Source organism: Polyangiaceae bacterium (genome assembly GCA_020633235.1).
In the GTDB taxonomy this organism is placed as follows: domain Bacteria; phylum Myxococcota_A; class Polyangia; order Polyangiales; family Polyangiaceae; genus JACKEA01.
Window position 1 is genome coordinate 75489 of sequence record JACKEA010000006.1, and the last position, 20233, is coordinate 95721.

Annotated in this window: 13 protein-coding genes; 6 read left to right on the forward strand and 7 right to left on the reverse strand. The window is 67.5% G+C overall.

All coding sequences use genetic code 11. From position 1 onward, the window contains the following. Window position 1: 1 nt before the first annotated feature. Entirely contained in the window at window positions 2-1591 is a 1590-nt protein-coding gene (locus H6717_30090) for a serine/threonine protein kinase (GenBank protein ID MCB9581319.1), read from the reverse strand. 74 nt (window positions 1592-1665) lie between these two features. On the opposite strand from H6717_30090, the gene H6717_30095 reads away from it, so the two are divergent. The 3 genes from H6717_30095 to H6717_30105 are packed head-to-tail and all read left to right on the forward strand — an operon-like array spanning window position 1666 to window position 8302. Next, a complete protein-coding gene (locus tag H6717_30095; protein ID MCB9581320.1) occupies window positions 1666-3834 on the forward strand; it encodes a hypothetical protein in 2169 nt (722 codons plus the stop codon). Further along, window positions 3831-6056: a hypothetical protein gene (locus H6717_30100; GenBank protein MCB9581321.1), complete on the forward strand. Its 2226-nt coding sequence runs from the start codon at window positions 3831-3833 to the stop codon at window positions 6054-6056. Before H6717_30095 ends, H6717_30100 begins: the two co-directional genes overlap by 4 nt. Then, window positions 6053-8302, forward strand: a complete 2250-nt coding sequence (locus H6717_30105; protein MCB9581322.1) for a hypothetical protein — start codon at window positions 6053-6055, stop codon at window positions 8300-8302. The genes H6717_30100 and H6717_30105 overlap by 4 nt, the downstream gene beginning before the upstream one ends. 34 nt (window positions 8303-8336) lie before the next feature. On the opposite strand, the gene H6717_30110 is transcribed toward H6717_30105, so the two are convergent. Together H6717_30110 and H6717_30115 are read right to left on the reverse strand one after the other, a co-directional pair. Further along, window positions 8337-8954 (reverse strand): hypothetical protein, encoded by a 618-nt coding sequence (locus tag H6717_30110; GenBank protein MCB9581323.1) that lies wholly within the window; start codon window positions 8952-8954, stop codon window positions 8337-8339. 68 nt (window positions 8955-9022) lie between these two features. After that, window positions 9023-9931, reverse strand: coding sequence for a LysR family transcriptional regulator (locus H6717_30115; GenBank protein MCB9581324.1), 909 nt, complete (start codon window positions 9929-9931; stop codon window positions 9023-9025). A gap of 65 nt (window positions 9932-9996) precedes the next feature. Here H6717_30115 and H6717_30120 point away from each other — a divergent pair, with 65 nt between their 5' ends. Then, complete coding sequence (locus H6717_30120; protein MCB9581325.1) at window positions 9997-10371, forward strand: nuclear transport factor 2 family protein; 375 nt, start codon at window positions 9997-9999, stop codon at window positions 10369-10371. Between the two features lie 68 nt (window positions 10372-10439). Next, complete coding sequence (locus tag H6717_30125) at window positions 10440-12092, forward strand: hypothetical protein (GenBank protein ID MCB9581326.1); 1653 nt, start codon at window positions 10440-10442, stop codon at window positions 12090-12092. A 1-nt stretch (window position 12093) separates the two neighbouring features. On the opposite strand, the gene H6717_30130 is transcribed toward H6717_30125, so the two are convergent. Beyond that, window positions 12094-13533 (reverse strand): transglutaminase domain-containing protein, encoded by a 1440-nt coding sequence (locus H6717_30130; GenBank protein ID MCB9581327.1) that lies wholly within the window; start codon window positions 13531-13533, stop codon window positions 12094-12096. Window positions 13534-15497: 1964 nt separating this feature from the next. Between H6717_30130 and H6717_30135 the strand changes: the two genes are divergently transcribed. Beyond that, a complete protein-coding gene (locus H6717_30135) occupies window positions 15498-16688 on the forward strand; it encodes a hypothetical protein (GenBank protein ID MCB9581328.1) in 1191 nt (396 codons plus the stop codon). Window positions 16689-17116: 428 nt separating this feature from the next. Here H6717_30135 and H6717_30140 read toward each other — a convergent pair whose 3' ends face one another. The 3 genes from H6717_30140 to H6717_30150 are packed head-to-tail and all read right to left on the reverse strand — an operon-like array spanning window position 17117 to window position 20221. Continuing rightward, window positions 17117-17812 carry a phytanoyl-CoA dioxygenase family protein gene (locus tag H6717_30140; GenBank protein MCB9581329.1) on the reverse strand — a complete coding sequence of 232 codons (696 nt, stop codon included), beginning with the start codon at window positions 17810-17812 and terminating at the stop codon, window positions 17117-17119. Then, complete coding sequence (locus tag H6717_30145) at window positions 17812-19116, reverse strand: radical SAM protein (GenBank protein MCB9581330.1); 1305 nt, start codon at window positions 19114-19116, stop codon at window positions 17812-17814. Before H6717_30145 ends, H6717_30140 begins: the two co-directional genes overlap by 1 nt. 4 nt (window positions 19117-19120) lie before the next feature. Then, window positions 19121-20221, reverse strand: a complete 1101-nt coding sequence (locus H6717_30150) for a hypothetical protein (protein MCB9581331.1) — start codon at window positions 20219-20221, stop codon at window positions 19121-19123. Window positions 20222-20233: the final 12 nt, after the last annotated feature.

The following is a 20233-nucleotide window of genomic DNA, read 5'->3' on the forward strand; positions in this document are numbered from 1 at the left end:
GTCAGTTGAACTCTCCAAGGTCCTTGGCAATCTGCGGAGTTCCGTTGTTCGGCGGCGGCTTGGCGGATGTCGTTGGCGGAGGCGTGGCCTTGACCGGAGCCTTCGTGGGTGCGCGGCCAGCGGACGTCGGCGCCGTCGCTTCTTCAGGCGGCAGTTCCAATTTGGACGGGATCAGGCCGGTGCGAGTGACGGCAATCGTCCGGTCGATCGTGCGATCCCCGAGCAGCACGATGATGTGACGAGTTTCTCCCGGGTTACCGGTGATCTGTACTCGCCCGTCCGGCGCTGGCGTCAGCGTCCCGTCCACGCTCACCTGCACACCCGGCGGACCCACGCGTAGAGAAAACGTACGGAGCTCGGAGTGGGTGGCAGTAGGCTCTTGAGATTCTGCGGCCACTGGCAGTGGCGCAGACGCTGTCCCGAAGCTCGTTGGTGGCGGCCGCGTCTTCCACAGCGCCGTGAGCCCGACACCCACGACCACCGCGCCGAACAGGCCCGCCAGCGCCAAGGGTACCACCGGCCGCCGCGTTGGGATGGTGACCGAGTCCGCCGGCGACGTGGTCAGGCCCGTACGAGTAGTCGCGCGTAGCAAGCCGTCTTCCGACAGCTCGAGGCGTGGGGCGATGTGCGTGCGATGGTCAGGCGACACGGACACGAGCATGTCCCGGGTGATGCTCGCCACGTCTGGTTCCGCGAGCGCCTCCAGCAGTGCCGCGCGCATTTCTCCGGCGTTTGCGTAGCGGCGTTCGATGTCCCGCGACATTGCTCGGTGGGTGATTTCTGCGAGCTCTGGTGGCACCCACGGAGCGCGATCCTGCAACAACGGAATGTCTGCCGTCAGGATCCCCACCATCAGCTCCCCCAATGAGCGCGCACTTGCGAACGGCAGCGTGCCGGACAGCAGCTGGAACATCATCACGCCCAGCGACCACACGTCGCTTTGCGGATCGATGTCCGTGGAGCCTTGCGCTTGCTCCGGCGACATGTACAGCGGGGTGCCCAGCATGGCGCCTGTGCGGGTGAGGCCGTGTGACGTCTCGAGGAACTGCTCCATCTTCACCTTGGCGATGCCAAAGTCGAGGATCTTGATCATCAGATCTCCGGAGTCTCGCTCCGTGAGGAAGACGTTGGCGGGCTTGATGTCGCGATGAACGATGCCCAGCTCGTGCGCCTTGGCCAGTCCCGTCGTGGTCTGCAACATGAGCTTGGCCACGACTATTGGATCCAGGGCGCCCAGGCGATCGGCGACCTGCTCCAGGTCCTCCCCGTTCAGGAGCTCCATTACCATGTACGGAGCGCCTGTGTCCGGATCCGTCCCGGAATCGAAGATCTGCACCAGGTGATCGCTCTCGATCACCGAGCTGGCGCGAGCCTCCCGGAAGAAGCGCTTCACCACATTGGCGTTCTGGGCCAGCTCCGGACTCAGAAGCAGCTTGACGGCGCAGCGTTTGAGAAGCGCAAAATTTTTTGCCTCGTAGACGGCGCCCATTCCTCCGGCGCCGATTTTGCGAATGAGCTCGTATTTGCCCGCGATTCGCCGCCCCGAGAGCTCGGGAGAGACGTGTGGTTCGTGTACGAGAGTCCCCGCCATTCGCGACGAGAAAGCGTAGCCCAGGACGACGCAAGTGCGAAGCCATTGCGTCGTCCTGGGCTATAGTGAGCGCGATGATGCGGTGGGTGTGGGGTGCAGTCGTGCTGTGCGTGGCGACAGGAGCGCAGGCAGCAAGTCACGAAGTCGTAGTTCCCGAGCACGCGGACGGCGCTTTCCGCCTTCGCGCGGAACGCGCTGAAATATCGGTGCACTTGCTGGACGCGGTGCATGCGCCTCGACGCGGCGATCGATATCCCGAGGCCGTGCGTGGCGGCGCGTTGGAGTTCCGCCGCACTCGGGCGGGCGTAGAAGATTTCGTGACCATCCGAGGGCCGGATGCGCCAGCTGAGTTGCGCTACGACGTCGAGCTCGTAGCGGGCGTGGAGGGGCTCCGCTTGGTGTCGAATACGCTCGAGCTGCTGGATGCGAGCGGTGCACCACGCTTACGCGTGACGCGCGCGGTGGCGCGCGGCGCGGACCAGCGGGAAGTGGCCTTGACCTTGAGCGTCGAGGGCTGCGCGGTGGACACGAGCCCGCGCCTGCCATGGGGCCGCCCACCCCTGAGCCCTGGTAGCGACCATTGCACGGTGGTCGTGAGCTGGACGCCTGGCTCGCTCGCGTTGCCGGCCGTGGTGGACCCTGGATGGGAGACCACGGGGGAGATGTCCCAGCTCCGCAGCATGCACGCGAGCACGCTGCTAGCGGACGGCCGGGTGCTGGTAGCGGGCGGCCGTTTGCTCTCTGGAGGAAAAGCGGCAGAGGTCTACGATCCCGCGACGGGCACATGGGCGACAACCGGGAGCATGCTCACCAATCGCGGTCGCAGCGTGGCGGTGACGCTCGACTCTGGGCGGGTGTTGGTGGCCGGCGGTACCACGGAGACTTCGTCGAGCCTCGTGCCAACGGAGGCATGCGAGATCTGGGATCCCGCGACGGGCAGTTGGTCCGCCACAGCGAGCCTGACCCAGGCGCGCAGTTCCCACACGCTGACGCGGCTGGCGGACGGTCGTGTGCTGCTCGCCGGGGGAATTTCCGCGGCAAAGACGACGCTGTCCACGGCCCGCATCTACAGTCCGACGGCGGGCACTTGGGGGAGCGAAATCGCGATGTACGCGCCTCGCTCGAGCCACCGAGCGGTCACCCTGGACGACGGTCGCGTGCTGCTGGTGGCCGGCTCGCTCGATGCCTCCTCGGAGATCTTCGACCCTGCGGGCGACTCGTTTCTTCCCAGCGCGACCATGTCTTCCCGCCGCGATGACCCGGAGGTCGTGAAGCTGCCGGATGGCAGGGTGTTGGCGGCTGGCGGTCTGGACCTGACGACGTCATTGAACAGCGCAGAGCTGTACGACCCCGCCCAAGGCGTCTGGACACCGGTGGGGAACTTGAGCATTCCGCGCTTCAGTGGCTTCGCCGCGGCCAGTGCAGGGGTCGTCATCGTGGGTGCAGGGAGCGACGATCTGTTCGCCCTGGAAGGCTTCGCCACGACGGAGACTTTCGATCCGGCGACGCTTCAGTTCAGCGCCGGGCCGCCGCTGAACGAGAAAAGGAAGTCGCCTTCCGTCAACGTACTCACCAACGGCGCGATTCTGCTCGTTGGCGGCGGCACGAAGGGGGCGGAGTTGCTCGCGGCGCAAGCCGCTGGCGGCGCGTGCACCGCGTGTTCCGACTGCTCGACGGGATACTGTGTGGATGGCAAGTGCGCGGACTCACCGGGCGGCACGGCAGCGGCATGCGCTTGCGATGCCGCTTGTGGCAGCGGTTTCTGCACTGACGGCGTGTGCTGCGATACACGCTGTGATGGCACCTGTCAGGCGTGCACGGCGGTGGCCAAGCAGGCCGGAAATGACGGGGAGTGCGGTCCCGTAGCCCCGGCAACGGATCCAGACTCGGAGTGCCAAGCCAACTGTGCCGGGGCCGGCGTGTGTGGCGATCAGGGCGCCTGCGTGTGCGTGCCGCAGGGTTCGGCTACGTGCGTTGGTAGCCAGCTGGTGACGGAGTCCTCCACGGTGGACTGTGCGCCCTACGCTTGTGAGCAGGGGCAGTGCAAGAATGCATGCTCCACGAGCGCGGACTGTGCGGGTGGCGTTCCCTGCAACGGGGGCAAATGCGGGGGGACTGCAGCAGCATCCAACAGCGACGATGGCGGTTGCGGTTGTCGAGCGGAGCGAACTTCGGGGGCGGGTAGCGGCCTGCTTGCGGCGCTTTCACTACTGCTCTTGATCTCCTTGCGGCGGCGGCGATGAAGCGCGCGGTCGGGGTAGTGCTGCTATTCGGGCTTTCCTGTGGCGCTCAGGGTGACCCCGTTCACAGAGGGCGGAAGGATTTCGGACTCGCCCTGCACGCAGAGGTGCCCGTGAACGTGCGGGTGCTTCTGCCGGAAACCGCGGGGGACTGGGCGAGGGTGGATGACATCCGGAGCGATCTGTGGGTCCGCTGCCGGGCGCTGGACGAAGAACCCGTGCCCGTCGAGCTTCGCGATGGCGCCTTCGTGTATCCCGGCGCGGCACCGGGAGGTGGGGACGTGTTGCAGGTCACGGGTCGGGGAGGGGTAGAGGACTTCGCCTTCTTTGAACGCCGTCCTGTCCGTCAGCGCCTCCGTTACGAAGTGGACGTCCGTCACGTTGCGGGTCTGCGCTGGGTCGGTGGCAGCGTCGAGTTCTTGGACCAGAGCGGCAGCCCGCGCCTTCGCGTGGCTCCGCCCTACTTCGTGAACGCGGCGGGACAAACGCGGCCCGCTCGCCTCGAGCTGCGCGGCTGCGCGGCGAGCCGAGATCCACGCCCCCCTTGGGGGCGCCCGGTGATCGCGCCAGGGGCGCCGTCGTGTGAGCTGGAGGTCGCCTGGAGTGCGACGAGCTATCCCATCGTGGTGGATCCTGCGTGGACCTCTACCCAGCTCATGGCAGAGACCCGAAGTCACCACGCTGCCGTGTTGCTACAGAGCGGCCGCGTATTGGTAAGCGGTGGCGAGGACGAGGGGGTGGATCGCACCAGCGCCGAGATCTACGACCCGCAAACCGACACTTGGGCCAGCACCGGAAGCATGTCCAAGGCTCGTGACTCCCACACACTCACGCTGCTCTCGGACGGGCGAGCGATTGCCGTAGGTGGCGCCCAGTCCGGCGCTGCTCTGGCCAGTACCGAGATCTACGATCCGAACACTGGGACTTGGACCGATGCCGCCGACTTGGTCACGGCGCGGACGAATCACGGCGCGGCGGCGATCCCCGCCGGAGTGTTGGTGGTCGGAGGCGAGTCCGGCGCGGAATACAGCGCCGAGCTCTTTGCTGGCGGAACGTGGTCGGCGCGGATGTCGTCGACCCACTACCACAAGGATCCCATCGTGGCGCTGGCCGACGGACGCGTGTTCGCGGCTGGTCCGCTGCCGGAGATCTACGATCCGAATGCCGACGCTTGGTCGGACCCGTCATACATCAAGAACTCCCGAATCGGTGCGGCTGTAGCCAAGCTCTCGGACGGTCGCGTGGTGCTCGTGGGGGACGTCGGAACCTACGACGACAGCGCTGACGTCTACGATCCCGTGGCGGACACTTGGCAAACGGTTACGCTCCAGGAGCCGCGCTATCTTGCCGCAGCGGCATCGCTTCAGGGCGGCGGTATCTTGGTCGTCGGAGGCACCGACATCACGAAAGCGTCCTCCAGTGCCGGGGCCGAGACCTATTCCACGGCCAGCGGTGCTTTCGCCACGACGGCGAGCATGACCGATCGCCGCTACGCCCACTCCGCGACCACCCTCGCGGATGGTCGCATCCTGGTTTCCGGCGGCATCGCGGTGAAGGCGTTCGCCAAGAACACCTTGCGCAGCGCCGAGGTGTTCTCTCTGCAAAACCAGGGTTCGACGTGCACGAGCTGCGCGGATTGTTCGAGTAAGATGTGCCAAGGCGGCACGTGCATCGACAGCCCCGCGCCAACGGGAGAAGTCTGCAGCTGTGACGCCGGCTGCGCTTCCGGATTCTGCGTAGATGGCGTGTGCTGTGATCAAGCGTGCGTCGGAAGCTGCATGGCGTGCGCTAGCGAGAAGACCGGCCAGAGCAATGGCCAATGCGCTCCAGTCGCCAAGAACACCGACCCCGACGACGAGTGTAATCCCGATCCCACCTCTCCCCGCGTGTGTGGCGCAGACCCGGTGTGTGATGGCGCGGGCGCTTGCTACTGCGCTCCCGCGGGGGCGGGCCAGTGCGTGAACGACCATACGCTGGTGGTGAACGGCAGCGCGCAGGACTGCTCCCCTTACAAATGCGAGGTGAGCGGGGCATGTCGCACGAGCTGCAGCGACTCCAACGACTGCGTGGCTGGCACGGTGTGCGATAGCGGAAAGTGCACTTCGACGACTGCTCCGGCCGGCGGAGACGAGAGCGGATGCGGCTGTAGAGCGGCACCGCGTCAGAGCACGGCGCGCTTTTGGCTATTCGGTCTCTTGCTCTTGCTTTGGAGGAGGCGGAGGTGAAGCGCAGCGTCGTGTTGCTGCTTGGAGCATTGGCGGCATGCACGCCCTCGCGGGAGGAGCCCACCTCCCGTCTCGAACGCGCATTCGGTGTGGAATTCGGCGCGGAGCTCGAAAGCGCTCCGAAGCGGGCAGGGGACTTCGTGTGGTTGGGGCAGCTAGGCTTCCGCTTGTTGGATGCCAACCCCAACGTTGCGTCCACCGGTGGTGGCGTTTACGTGGGCGCTGCGCCCGGGGGCGGAGACGTCGTGTTGCGGGCAGTGTCGACGGGTATCGAGGACTTCGTGGAGCTTCGCGAGGCTCCGCCCCACTCGTGGTTGGACTACGAAATCGACGTGCGCGGCGCGGCGGGGCTCCGGGTGGTGGGAAACCAGATCGAGCTCTTGGAAGCGAGCGGCGCACCGCGCTGGCGGGTGGCGCACCCTTACCTGATCGACTCCCGCCGCAGGCGTTTTGCCGCACGACTCTCTCTGCACGGGTGCGCTGCCGATACTTCGCCGCGTGCGCCGTGGGGTCGACCGGTGCTACCGCCCGGTGCCTCGCGCTGCCGCGTACGGGTGAGCTGGCCGGACGCGAAGCCGCGCTATCCCGTGCTCGTGGATCCAACGTGGACGACGACGGCCGCCATGACGTCCATCCGGGCGCAGCACACGGCTACGACACTGCCCAATGGCAAGGTGTTGGTCGCAGGAGGCCATACCTCCGCTGCTTTGGGGAGCGCAGACGAGACGCCGTCGGCGGAGCTGTTCGATCCCGTCACGGGGACCTGGGCGGCGACGGGCGCCATGAGCCTGGCCCGCGCGCACCATGCGGCGGCGGCCCTGGTGGATGGGCGAGTGTTGGTCGCGGGAGGTTGGGGCACGAACGGAGACGCCATCGCCCAGGCCGAGGTCTATTCGCCTTCGAGCGGAGCCTGGGCGCCGACGGGTAGCATGCTCGACGCCCGAACGTGGTTTCCGGCAACGGTCTTGACCAACGGCGAAGTGCTGGTCACCGGCGGTGCAGATCTCGCGAACGACAACCACGCCGAGATCTTCGATCCCGTGGCTGGAACTTGGTCTGCCGTGCCAAACATGCTTGCTGGGCGCAGCGGCCACACCAGTACCCTGCTGGTGGACGGGCGTGTGTTGGTGGCCGGCTCCGAGCCCGCTGCGGAGATGTTCGACCCCAACTCCAAGACCTGGACCGAGGCGGGTCAGCTCAACCAGAATCGCTTCGATCACCAGGCCATTCGCTTGATCGACGGACGGGTGCTGGTGGTCGGTGGACGCGGTGGGCAAGACAGCCGCGCCAGCGCCGAGGTGTTCGACCCGCAAGTGGGCGCTTGGAACCTGCTTCCATCGAAGATGAGCGTTGGGCGTGCCGAGCTCGCCCTGGCGCGACTGCCTTCGGGCGCGGTGCTCGCTATTGGTGGGTACGACTTGAGTTCCTCCTCCGCAGTTTCGAGCGTGGACAGCTTCGACTCGACCGCGATGCAGTGGACGCCCTTCCCTCCCATGGCCGAGCCCCGTTACGATGCTGCCGCTGCGCAATTGCTCGACGGGCGTGTCTTGGTCGCTGGCGGCGTCGGCTTGTCCAGCGCCGAGATCGTGGCTCTCGTGCCGGCGGGAGGGACGTGCCAGCAGTGTGCGGAGTGTGCCTCCGGCTTGTGCGCTTTGGGCAAGTGCGGGACCAGCAAGCAGCCAGACGGTGAAGCCTGTGTGTGTTCTACCGCCTGCGCTTCGGGCTTCTGCGTGGATGGCGTGTGCTGCGATTCGAAGTGCGCAGAAGGGTGCTTCGCTTGTAGTGCCGCAAAGAAGGGCAAGGGTGACGACGGCACGTGTGAGGCCATCGCTGCGGGTTTGGACCCCGACGGCGAATGCTCGCTCGGCGATGGCGGCGTGAGCGCTTGCGGAAAGCAGCCTGCTTGCAACGGAAGTGGGGATTGCGTCTGCGAGCAGGTCAGCCCCGCGAGCTGTGATGGCGACCACACCCTCACCACGCTGGACAAGGCGGAGGATTGCTCACCGTACCGCTGCGATGAGAGCCCACCGCGCTGTCTTTCGGCGTGTGAGTCCTCCAACGACTGCGTTCCGGGGTACGTGTGCGACCAACTCCCGAGCGGCGGCGTGTGCATTCGGCCGCAAACGGGGGAGACTGAAGATCCGAGCTGTGGCTGCCGCAGCGTACCGCGCCGGGGCGGCGGAGCCGCGCTGTTCGCGCTGGTCGGATTGACGCTCTTCGTCGTGCGGCGGAAGTGGGCAGCGTGACGGTTCCGCGGCGGACCGACATTCGAACGAACAGCTACGGAGTCCAGTGGATGATGGCCGAGCAGAAGCCTTCCGAGGCGCCGCGGGCCACGCAGCGCTCCGGTGACACCGCGGGGGACTTCACGCCCATGGCCACGAACATGGGCGCCACGCACGCGAAGGTGATGCGACAGATCAGCGGATGGTGCGCCTGCCAGTCGTGGTACTCGTGCCGCTGGCGGCCCGGGCCGAGCTCCTGGATGCGCACGCGGCCGGTGTCGAACTGCCGGTTCCAAAACGTCTGCGCGTGATCTCGCATCAGGGCTGGGGAGCCCACGACGCGGAACACCGCGCGATGCACGCCGCCGAGGCTCTCTTTCATGATGAACTCGGCCGCGTCGTTCACGAACGTGTCGAGCTCGGTCACGGGAACATCCGCCATCATCGCGTCCAGGAATGCGCCACAGGCCACCGCCGGGTACCAGGAGCTGGCCAGCACGCCGCAGCCCTCGGCGCGGATCGACAGATTCAGTGCCTGCTGCGCGTCGAGGGGCATGGCCGCGAGGCGTCGCTCGATGCTGTCGACGGGCGTGACGGTCTTCCAAAAATCGAGGATGGCCCGGAGCGGCGCACCTTGGACACGCCCACCGCTGGGCTGGGCCGGGGAGACCATGCACCTCGAAGCTTAGCAAATCCGCATCGTTCCAGGTTTGTCGCGCCAGCGCGGAACCGCGCGGCCGCTCAGCCCAGCTCTGCCACGACGAAGTCCACGAAGGCGCGGACGCGCGCGCTGACCAGGCGCAGCGACGAGTGCACGATGCACAGCGCGTGGCGATCGGCGAGGGCGCCCAATTGCACCAACTGGCCTTCGCGAAGCGGAGCTTCCACCAAGCTCGTGGGCAACAGCGCAGCGCCGGCGCCGGCGATCACCGCGTCGCGGATGGCGACCTTGGACGGCAAGCGCAGCACGGCGCGGGCCGTTACCTCGAAGCGTTTGCCGGACCGGGTGAGCTTCCAAGTGCGGCTGGCGGACGCGGCGGCGAACCGCTCTTGGCTCTGCAAGCGGGCCGGAACCACGGCGGGCCAGGGCTCGCCGGGCGGTGCGGCTTCGCGGGAGGCGATGAGCTTCGGGGAAGCGACCATGAGCAGCTCTTCCGCGCGGAGCTTGCGCACGACGAGGTCCGTGCGATCCGGCGGATCGACGGTGATGGCGACGTCGAAGCCTTCAGAGACGAGATCGCCGATGGTCTCCGCGATGACGGCTTCGAGCAGCACTTCCGGATGGCGCTGAACGAAGCGCGCGAAGAGCGCTCCGGCGTGGAGCTGGGCGAACGCATGCGTGATCGCCACCCGCAGAGGACCGCGGGGCGTGGGGTCGCGATCGGTGAGCTCGCGCTCGGCTTCGTCCAGCTCGGCGAGGGCGGCGTGAGCCCGGGCGTGGAGCGCTTCGCCCTCCGGCGTGAGACGAAAGCCGCGGGTGCTGCGCTCGAGGAGGCGCACGTCGAGCTGCTCCTCGAGCTCCCGCACGTGGCGCGAGAGGGTGGACTTCGGCGCACGGAGCGTGCGGCTGGCCGCGGCGAAGCCACCGTGGGTGACCACGGCGAGAAAGCTGCGGAGCGCGTTCAGATCCACGTCGGGGCACTGTTCCATATTCGGGACAGTGCGTACAGATGGCGCCGTCTACCACCGCAGGCGGAACGCTCCAGGCTATCGCCATGGCTGACCGATTCGAGATCCTGAGGACGTTCTATCGCGTGTTCTACAACGAGCGGCGCTTCGCCGAGGCAGCACCACTGGTGGCAGCGAGCTTCGTGAATCATCACCCCGGCGCACGGGGAACCGGGCCTGAAGGCCTGGCCGCGGACTTCGCCCAACACGGCCCGCCGCCGGAGTTTCGGCTCGAGCCGGTGCGCATGGTGGCGGACGGGGATTTGATCTGGGTGCTGGTGCGCGGCTCCGGCGTGGGCAATGGCGGCGTGGCCGTGGACATCTGGCGCTTCGCGGGCGAGCAGCTGGCGGAGCACTGGGACGTGTTTCGCCGCCTGGACGAGACCGAGGACGCCGACGGACTCCTCGCGCGCCTGCGCTGATTCGACACTTTCGGACGTTTCCGCGGCGGACCAACAACCAGAATTGGAAGTACGAGTATGTTTCCGGGATGATCCGCTCTTTGCTTGGGCTCGCGGTCCTGCCGCTGGCGCTGGGTGCCTTCTATGGTTGTGGGGACGACTCCAGCGGCACGCCGTCGGGTAGCGGGGGCGCCGTGGATGCCGGCACGGATGCGTCCGGTGGCGCGGCGGGGTCGGGCGGCAGCACCGGCGGCAGCGCCGGGGCCGATGCGGGAGGCGCGGCGGGCATGGCGGGTGCGGCGGGCAGCGGGGGTGGCGGCATGACCAAGAGCCAGTACGAGGTGCCGCTCTCGCCACCGGCCTGCGACGAAAGCGATCCCACGGTGCGCATCATCGAGAAGGACGCCGATTGGGCGGACATCAACGACGCGGCCTACCGCGTGTTCTGCGTGAAGCCCGGGGACTACACGGGGCTCGGTACCGTCTCGCTGACGGCGGACGGGAGCGCGGGGAAGGAGCGCTGGATCCGCTATTGGGATCCCGCCGTGAGTGGGGAGGCGCCGCATCCGGCGAAGCAAGCGGAGAGCGCCCGCGCCGTCGTGGAGGAGCTGTACCTGAATGACGCGGACTACTGGGTGATTCAAGGCCTGACGGTGCGCGGAGGTTGGAGCCGCGTGGGGCTCGAGCATGGAACGGAGCACGTGGTGCTCGATCGCCTGCTGTTGGAGTCTGCGCGGGTGGAAATCCGCGACGCATGCAACGACAACACGCTCCAGAACAGCGTGCTCCGAAACGCGCCGCTGGTACCCAACGCCGACCGCATCTGCATCGTGCTGTCGGGGGGCAGCACGAACGACACGGACGTGGCGATTCACGGAACGCGCGTCGTGAACAACGAAGTCTACGACTGCACGGACTCCATCCAGCTGTACCAACCCGGCGGTGTGACCCACAACACGGACTTCGGCGGCACCATCATCGACGAGAACGACATGTACCTCACGCCGGCGATCTATTCCGACTGCAACGGCAACCTGGATCCCAACGGTGATTGCGCTTGCGCCGAGAACGCCGTGGACATCAAGGCCGGCGGCACCAGCGACCAGAACATGGTGCAGGTCAGCAACAACCGCATGTGGGGCTTCAAGCGTTCGGATCCCGCGTGCGGCAGCACCGGCTCTTGGGGCGAGGCGATGGTGGTGCACGTGATCGCCAACTACGTCTTGGCGCAGAAGAACGTGGCCTGGGACAACGCCAAGGGATTGGTGCTCGGCAACTCTCACCACTCCGTGATCGACAACGTGGTGGTGGACACGGAAACGCCCGTGACCACCGAAGATTTCGGGATCCAGCTGAGCGGCTCCAAGAACGAAGCGTATCGCAACATCGTGGTGGACGCGCAGTACTGGGGCCACGTACCGGGGAGCGAAACGGACTGGCGCTGCAACACCTTCATTCGCTCGAACGCGATCTACACGGCGCCGAGCGGCAGCAACACCTTCGACTACAACTTCTACTTCGAGTCCACTCAGCTGGCGCAGCCCGGAGATCACGACATCGTGGCCAGCGCGGCGGAGGACTCGAAGAACGAGGACTTGTGCTTCCTCGCCAAGCGCTGGACCGGGCCGGAGCAGGTGTGTCTGCCGCTCGCCAAGCCCACGGCTCAGAGCCCGCAAGCGAACGCCTGCGATCCGAATCTGGGATCGGTGCCCGGCGTCGGCATTGGCGACGACCCGTGGTGAGCTACCGGCCGCGGAACTTCTTTCGCCAGCGGAGCCACACCGCCTGGATGTGCTCTGCCGCGGCAGCGCGGCGGTCGGCGAACTGAAACTGGAACTCCGCTTCGTCGTAGTGGCGGTGACTGTCCTTCATGACGGCGTCGTCCACGGCGATGGCGTCGTGATCGGGCAACGTGCGGCGGAGCGCGAGCTCCTTCGCGCCCTGGATGTCGTCCGGGTAGGTGGTGAACCAACGCCACCACTGGCCGCTGATGATCTTGCCTTGCCAAAGCTTGGCGGCCGCCTCGGCGGACTTGTTGCTGCCGGGGATCGGTGTGTACCGCGTGAAGTCGTAGCTGGGAGTGCGGGCCAGGCGTTTGGTCTGCGGGTTGTAGGGCACGATGGCGTCGCTCCCTCGGCGCCGCGGGGCGAAATCCGCATAGGTGCTATGGGCGTAGAAGTCGCCGATGGCGTGTAGCGCCAGAGCCAGATCCCAGAGCTTGCCCGTCTCGAGTCGCTTGCGGGCGCGGGCCCAGCCTTCGTCGATGTACGCGAAGTCGAAGTGATCCCGCGGGTCGTAGGCGAGCGTGTTGGCGTCCACGATCAGGCTCGCGCGCTCGACCGTCGCCAGGTCCGAAGACGAGATGCCGCTGAGGGCGCTCTTGAAGATGCTGTCGTGCACGCTGGCCGCAAAGGTCGGGTCGAACTCGCCGAAGAATTTGCGATTGGCCAGATAGTCCCCGAGGGGCCGCTGCGCGTCGTCGTCGCTGCTCCGCACCCGCCAGAGGTGCTCGCGATTGAGAACGAAGTGGGGCGTGTATTGGTAGCTGGGGGTTGGTTCGGCGCGGGCACGCCGCGATTTCGAACGTCGCGGTCCTCGTGCCTTCGACCCTTTCGTCAGCACGGCGAGGGGCTCGAGGATTTCCCACGCGCCGCCCTCGTTCATGTACACCACCCACGCGTGGTCCCACGTACGGCTCTTGGCGCCGGCGCGGTGCTCCGTGATGCTGCCCAGGGCGACGCGCAGGCAATAGCCGGAGATTCCGCTGTGCTCCAGCAGGGCGGCGAGCAAGAAGGCGATGTCTTCGCAGTCGCCGCCGCCGGCCGCGAGCGTCTCGCTCGGCACGAGCCAGCTATCCGCCTTGCGCGACCCCGGCGTGTAGCGCAACGTCGCGCGAAGGTGCTCTTGCACGGCTCGCACGCGGAAGTCGAAGGAGCCCTGCCCGCGGGAGTCGAAGAGCGCGCGATCTTCCGACCCGAGCCCTTTACGGACCTCGTCGAGGTGCCGGCGAATGAGCGCGCTGCCGTCGAGGCCCAAGAACTCCCGGATGTCCACGTCGTATCCGCGCTTGCCCTTCGCAACGGGAACGCGTCGCGCCGCCGGCACGATCGGATCGTGGACAATCTCGTCGCCACACCAACGAAAGCTCTGATGCGGCCGCACCGCGGTCGTCTGCATGCACATGTCGCCACCTCCCGTCCGCATCAGAGCACGAAGCTCGCAGCGCGCAAAACGCCGCGGCGGCGGGCGGCGCGCGGCGGCGAGCGGGCAGCGCGGCAGCGCGAGGGCGGCGCGGCGGTGGGCGGCGCGGCGGTGAGCAGCGCGGCGGCGGGCGGCGCGGCGATGGGCGGCCGGCTGGCCGTCGAGGGATCGAGACAGCGCGGGCGGCAGCGCTGCGGGGCAGATCGAGGGGATCTGTCGCGCCGAAACCGGTTGATATGTAAAGTAGTTTCGGGACGACGCGGTGCCCCCCTGATGTAGGCGGGAGGCCGGTGGGCCTTTGACGCCCCCTGCGCCAGCGCGGGTCGTGTTCAGGACGGGGACCGGGGCAGCAACGCGCTCGACGCAACACGCGCCAGCGTGGGACGAGGCGGGGCCGCAGCGTAGCGTTGCGGTAGCCGCCCGCCGCGCCAGCGCGGATCGTGTCTAGGACGAGGAGTTCAGTATCACCGGGACATCGAGGGGGCGTGTCGCGCCGAAACCGGTTGATATGTAAAGTAGTTTCGGGACGCGGTACCCCCCTGATGTAGGCGGAAGCTAGACGACTACCATCGACGCAACACGCGCCAGCGTGGGACGAGGCGGGGCCGCAGCGTAGCGTTGCAGTAGCCGCCCGCCGCGCCAGCGCGGATCGTGTCTAGGACGAGGAGCGCACTATCGCCGGCAGATCGAGGGGGATCTGTCGCGCCGAAACCGGTTGATATGTAAAGTAGTTTCGGGACGACGCGGTACCCCCCTGATGTAGGCGGGAGGCCGGTGGGCCATTGACGCCCCCTGCGCCAGCGCGGGTCGTGTTCAGGACGGGGACCGGGGCAGCAACGCGCTCGACGCAACACGCGCCAGCGTGGGACGAGGCGGGGCCGCAGCGTAGCGTTGCGGTAGCCGCCCGCCGCGCCAGCGCGGATCGTGTCTAGGACGAGGAAGGGTGCAGCGACGCCTTCGCCGTCACCCGCGCCAGCGCGGATCGTGTCTAGGACGAGGAGGGGCTCAGCGTCGCCCTGGTCGTCACCCTCGCCAGCGCGGATCGTGTCTGGGACGAGGAGTGCAGTATCCGGGAGATCGAGGGAGGATCTGTCGCGCGGAAATCGGTTGATATGTAAAGTAGTGTCGGGGCGCGGAACCCCGTCGGCGGCCATAGACGCCACCCGCGCCAGGGCGGATCGTGTCTGGGGCGGGGGGACAGCGCGGCGACGTCCTCGTCGCCACCCGCGCCAGCGCGGATCGTGTCTGGGACGGGGGACGACGCGGCTACGCCCTCGTCGCCACCCGCGCCAGCGCGGATCGTGTCTAGGAAGAGGAGGGGCGCGGCGTTGCCCGCGATCGAGGGTGATCTGTCGCGCGGAAAGCGGTTGATATGTAAACTAGTTTCGGGGCGCGGGGCCCCCCCTGATGCGGCCGGAAGCCGGCGGCGGCCTTAGACGCCACCCGCGCCAGGGCGGATCGTGTCTGGGACGGTGAACGGCGCGGCGATGCCCCCGTCGCCACCCGCGCCAGCGCGGATCAGGTCCTGGACAATGCGACCGTATCTGTCGCTGCTGGACGCGAGGGCCTCGAAAATTTGCTCAGAATCGTGATCACCTCGGGGGGCATGGTCGACCATGTGCGCCCGTTTGATCACTCTGTCGCGCACTTTGTTGCCCTACCTCGTCGAGGCGCGCGCTCCCGTGGGAGCGCCGGCCGTTGTCGGGTAAGCTCGCATCCAGAGCGTCATGGATTGCCCGGACTGCGGTGCCTTCAACTCCTCCACAGAACGGGAGTGCTCGGAGTGTGGGGCGGTGCTGACGGACAAACCGGGCAACAAACCGGGGAAGGTTGGCGGCCGTGCATCTGCGACTTAGGCGCAGCGGTGGGCTGGAGCGCTGCTCCTTGCATGGGCGGGTATCGGCCTCGCGTTCCTCGTCAAGGGAAGCGCGGACGGAGGCGCGATCATGCTGCTCTCCATCCTGGTGGACGTTCTCGTTGGCGGCTCGCTGGTCGCGGGCAGCAACCGCCTTCGCGCGCTTGCGGTGATTCGGGTGGTGCTGGGGGGCGGCCTCATTGGGCTCTCCACAGTGCTGGCGGGGGACGCCCTGGGGTTGGCGTTGCTCGGAATGGCCGCTGCCGTCCTGATGCTGCTGTTCGGCGACCCCAAGCGGGATCGACGCATCCTGTTTGCAGGAGTCTTCGTTGCGGCGGGAGCATTCACGCTTTCGGGGCTTCGCACCGAACGAAAGAAGCCGAACCAGCTTCTCACGTTGGAGCTCGGCGGCGAGGCGCTTGGCGCTGCGGTGCCTTACACGATCCAGATGCCGCCGCGGTGGCTGCAAGACACACCGCGGAAAGGTTGGGACGCGAGGCTCATCCGTACTGGGACGGGTGCGATGGTCGACGTGAAGATCGAAGCAACACCCCAAGGCCCGATCGTCGACCAGCTTGCGGCGGAGGCCCTCCAGCCCGGGGAGCAGGTGGTACAGCGTCACCGACTCCAGAAGTTCGGGGACGCTTCGCTCGTTCAGGAGGTAGCGGGCGAGGGGCAGACAACGCTGATGGTGGCCACGGTGGTCACTCGTCGGCATGTGTACACGTTGGTTGGCATCGCTCAGCGCAATGACTACTCAGTGGTGGCTAGCGAAATGGAGAAGATGTTCGAGAGCCTCCAACCACCGACTGAAGAGGAAGCGCTACCTCTCGAAGCGGGCAAGGTCCTTTTGGGTCGCGTGGGCGGTAGAACCACCGGTTACAGTTTCGACTTCCCCGACCACTGGCATGCGCACCGTGCGCAGGCAGGCGACGAAGGTCCATGGGACTTGTGGGCCATGCGCCCTTTCCGTGGTGCAATGCTTCAGGTCGAGGTATTTGCGGCACCAACCGCTCTGGATGGAAATGCCTCTGGCCAACGTTGGCTGCGTTCGATGCGAGAGAAGTTCGAACGCGTGAACGTGCTGGAGGAGTCGGGTTCTGCGACGGACAGGTCTCGCTACAGCATGCACATCGAAATTTCCGACCAAGGGCATCGTTGGTTCGAGCTGCGGCGCTTTGGTCGGCGCGGCATCATCGTGCACGGGTTTGCTCCGACCGCATCTGGGACGGAATTGCGTGCCGAGGTTCAACGACTCGTAGCTTCGCTGCGCTTCGACTGACCGCGTGGTTCCGGGACGGAGCGGGTGACCGCGTGGTTCCGGGACGGAGCGGGTGACCGCGTGGTTCGGTGACGGAGCGGGTGACCGCGTGGTTCCGCGGCGGAGCGACATGGAAATGTAGAGGGACGGGTCAGGCGTGGCGGTAGTCGACGCTGAGGCGGAGGCGCGGTGCGCGCTCGCTGGACACGGCGCAGTGCACCGAGAGCCCGCTGAAGGAGAGCACGTTTCCCTCACGCGTAGCGGTAGTCGACGCTGAGGCGGAGGCGCGGTGCGCGCTCGCTGGACACGGCGCAGTGCACCGTGAGCCCGCTGAAGGAGAGCACGTTTCCCTCACGCGTAGCGGAAGTCGACGCTGAGGCGGAAGCGCGGTGCGCGCTCGCTGGGCAGGGCGCAGTGCACCGTGAGCCGCTGAAGAAGAGCACGTTTCTTCAGGCGTAGCGGTAGTCGACGCTGAGGCGGAGGCGCGGTGCGCGCTCGTTGGGCAGGGCGCAGTGCACCGTGAGCCCGCTGAAGAAGAGCACGTCCCCGGCGGCGAGATCTTGGCTGTGCCAGCGCGTGTCGGGCGGCAGGGTGATGGCTTGCTTCATGGGTTCGCCGGAGTGCGGGAGCAAGCCGCGGCGGTGGGACCCGGGGAGCAGCGCGAGGGCGCCGAGCTCCACAGGGCAATCGCCGAGGGGAAGCCACGCGGTCCATAGCTCGCCTTCGCCGGATATGTAGAAGCGATCTTGGTGGGGGCGCGTCGCGCGTTCGTCGCCGTCGCCGGAGACGACGCGGCACAGGTCGCCGCGCTCGGCGCGGGGCGCTCGGCCGAGGACGCGTGTGAGCGTCTGGATCAGGGCGGGATGATCGCGGAGCGCGCTGAACAGCGGGTCCGGCAGCAGTCGTTGCAGGAACGTGATCCAACGCGGGTCGTCATAGGCGCCGAGGCCGAGCCCCGGCGTGGAGACGGCCGCCAGGCGCGGCGATCCCTGCGCGAGCCAACCGAGGTCCGCCGCGATGTCGAGGGCGCGGGCGCGCAGCTCGAGCACGACGGACGTCGGCAACAGGCGCGGGAAGAACAGGTAGCCGTCGCGCTCGGCGAGCACGTGAACGTCGTCGGCGTTGGCGTCGATGAATGGCAGCATCAGCGCGCTCCAGCGGCGGGCACGCGGGGCGGAGCTGCGAGCTTTTCCAGCGTGTACGCCGCCTTCTTCTCGAGCACTTCACGGGCCAGGACCAGCACCGCCGGCGGGAGCTCGTAGAAGTTGCGATCGAGGGCCGGGTCCGTCGCGTAGGCACGCCGCACTTCGGCGGTGGACCACTCCGTCGGAAACGGCGCGTAAGGCAGCGGCGGCTCGCGGAGCCACCACTCCGTGAAGCCGTGCGCCTCGTGGTGGAGCTCGTACTCCGGCGTGCCGGGGTGCGGCACCAGCACGCCCCGAGCATTGAAACCACCAGCCAGCGGCCGCGCGCGCTCGATGAACCGGAGCGTGCCTTCGAGCTCGCGCTCGGTCTCGCCGGGCCATCCCACCATCACGTTGACCACGGTGGTGATGCCGACCCGCGCGGCGTCCGCCAACACCTCCAGCACACGGGTCGTGGTGACGCCCTTGCCGATGCGCAACAGGCGTTCGCTATCGCCGCTCTCCACGCCCAGGTCGATCCCGGTGCAGCCCGCGCGCGCGAGCAACGTCAAGATTTCGCGATCGAGGTGGGCGGGATGCGCGGTGCAGGTGAAGTGCATGCCGAGGGGCGCGAGGGCCGAGCACAGCTCGCGCACGCGGCGGCGGCCGACGGCGAAGCTGTCGTCGAAGAACGCAAACGCGGTGATGCCGTGCTGATCGCGCAATGCGGCGGCCTCGCGTGCGACGCTCTCGGCGCTGCGAAAGCGGAAGCTCCGTCCGGTGACTTGGTTGGCGCAGAAGGTACATGCTTCGGGGCAGCCGCGGCTCGACAGCAAGCCGCTGTACACGGGGCAGGTGTAGTGCTTCGGATCGAACAGGTGCAGCGCGCCGAGGGGGCTCGGCAGCGCGTCGAGGTCGCGTAGGAAATCCTGAGTCGGAGTGAGATGCGCGGGGCGCTCGAGCAGATCCGGCAATGCGCGCTCGGCCTCCCCCACGATCACGTGATCGAAGCCGTGGGCCAGCGGTTCCGTCGGGCGCACCGTGGCGTGCGGCCCTCCCGCCACCAGCGTCTGCTCCGGCAGCGCCTGCGCGAGCGCATACGCGGGCTGTGCTTCCAGCGTCTTGACGTGAATGCCGACCAGCGTCGGCTCCGCCGCGCGCACCGCCGCCGCGACCTGGTCGGTGGGCGCGCGACTCGCGGCCGCGTCCACGATCTTCACTTCGTGGCCGCGCGCCTCGAGGCTCGCCGCGAGGTAACCGAAGGCGAGCAGCGGCGAGCGCACGGGCTCGCGCCCCGCCGGGTTCACGAGAACGACGCGGGCCACGGGGCTACGGCAGGATCCCGCAGCTGGAGATCACGTCACCCATCACCACCGGACCCACGGGAACGTAGGGCGGCGCGAAGGTGGGCACGGGTCCCTTGCCCATCAGGTTTTGCACCACCTGTGTCACCTTCCACACCTCGAAACGCAGCGACACCGCCTGGGCGAACGCCTGGATGCCCGCCGTTGCGTCTTTGCTCTTCGCTTGCTCGCCGAGTCGGCTGATCACTGCCGCCTCCAGCGCGCTCACGCGGAATGCGGCATCGCCCTTGGGGGAAGCGCCAATGACCAATGGAAAGGGCACGTTCGCGGTGGGGGGCGCTGCCGGCGCAGGCACTGCTGCGAACGAGGGATACGCCGCGAAGGACGACAGCACGAAGTCGTCCGCCCAGGTCTTGTAGGCCGCGAACACGGTCTCCATGAACGCCTTGGCGACGTCCTCCGGCACGCCGTGGTTCTTCAGGTTCAACGCATGCAGTGGGCTCGCGCTCGACGTCGTCACGTTCAGACGCAGGTTGCTCAGCGTCACGGATTGGATCTGCCCACCCTTGGCGCACGTGAACTGAGACGCCGTCTGCTCGATCAGATCTTCGGCCTCCTTGCTCGCCGCGCTGGCCCAGGTAGCCCAGGTGTTGTCCGCCGCGACCACCGGCACGTCCAACGTCACCTGATTGGTGACCCGCGCCGACAGCGGCTCGTTGATGCGCTTGGAAGGATCGAGGGCGGCCTGCACCTTCGTGGCCCCGGCTTTCGGCGCCTTGAAGGCCACGGTGACGACCTTCTTCTGCCCCGCCGCCAGGTTGAGGGTTCCCTTTTTCGCCGTGGCGCCGGTGGTGATCACCCAGTCCAGGTTGGTGACGGGCGCGTCGCCTTCGTTCACCAGTGTGAGCTTCACGGTCACGACGGTGCCGGGTTTGGCCACCGGTGGGCTCACGGACAGCCCAAGAACCCGCACCAGGTCCGGGTTCTTCGCCTTCTTGAGCACCGGTTTGGGCGCGGGCTTGGTGCCCACGGGCTTGGGCGTGTCCGCGTTCGCGGTCGCCGCCGTCGCCAACCCAGCCGCCGAGAGAAGTGGCACACCCCGTCGAAGCAAACCGCGCCGCATCATGATGTCCTCCGG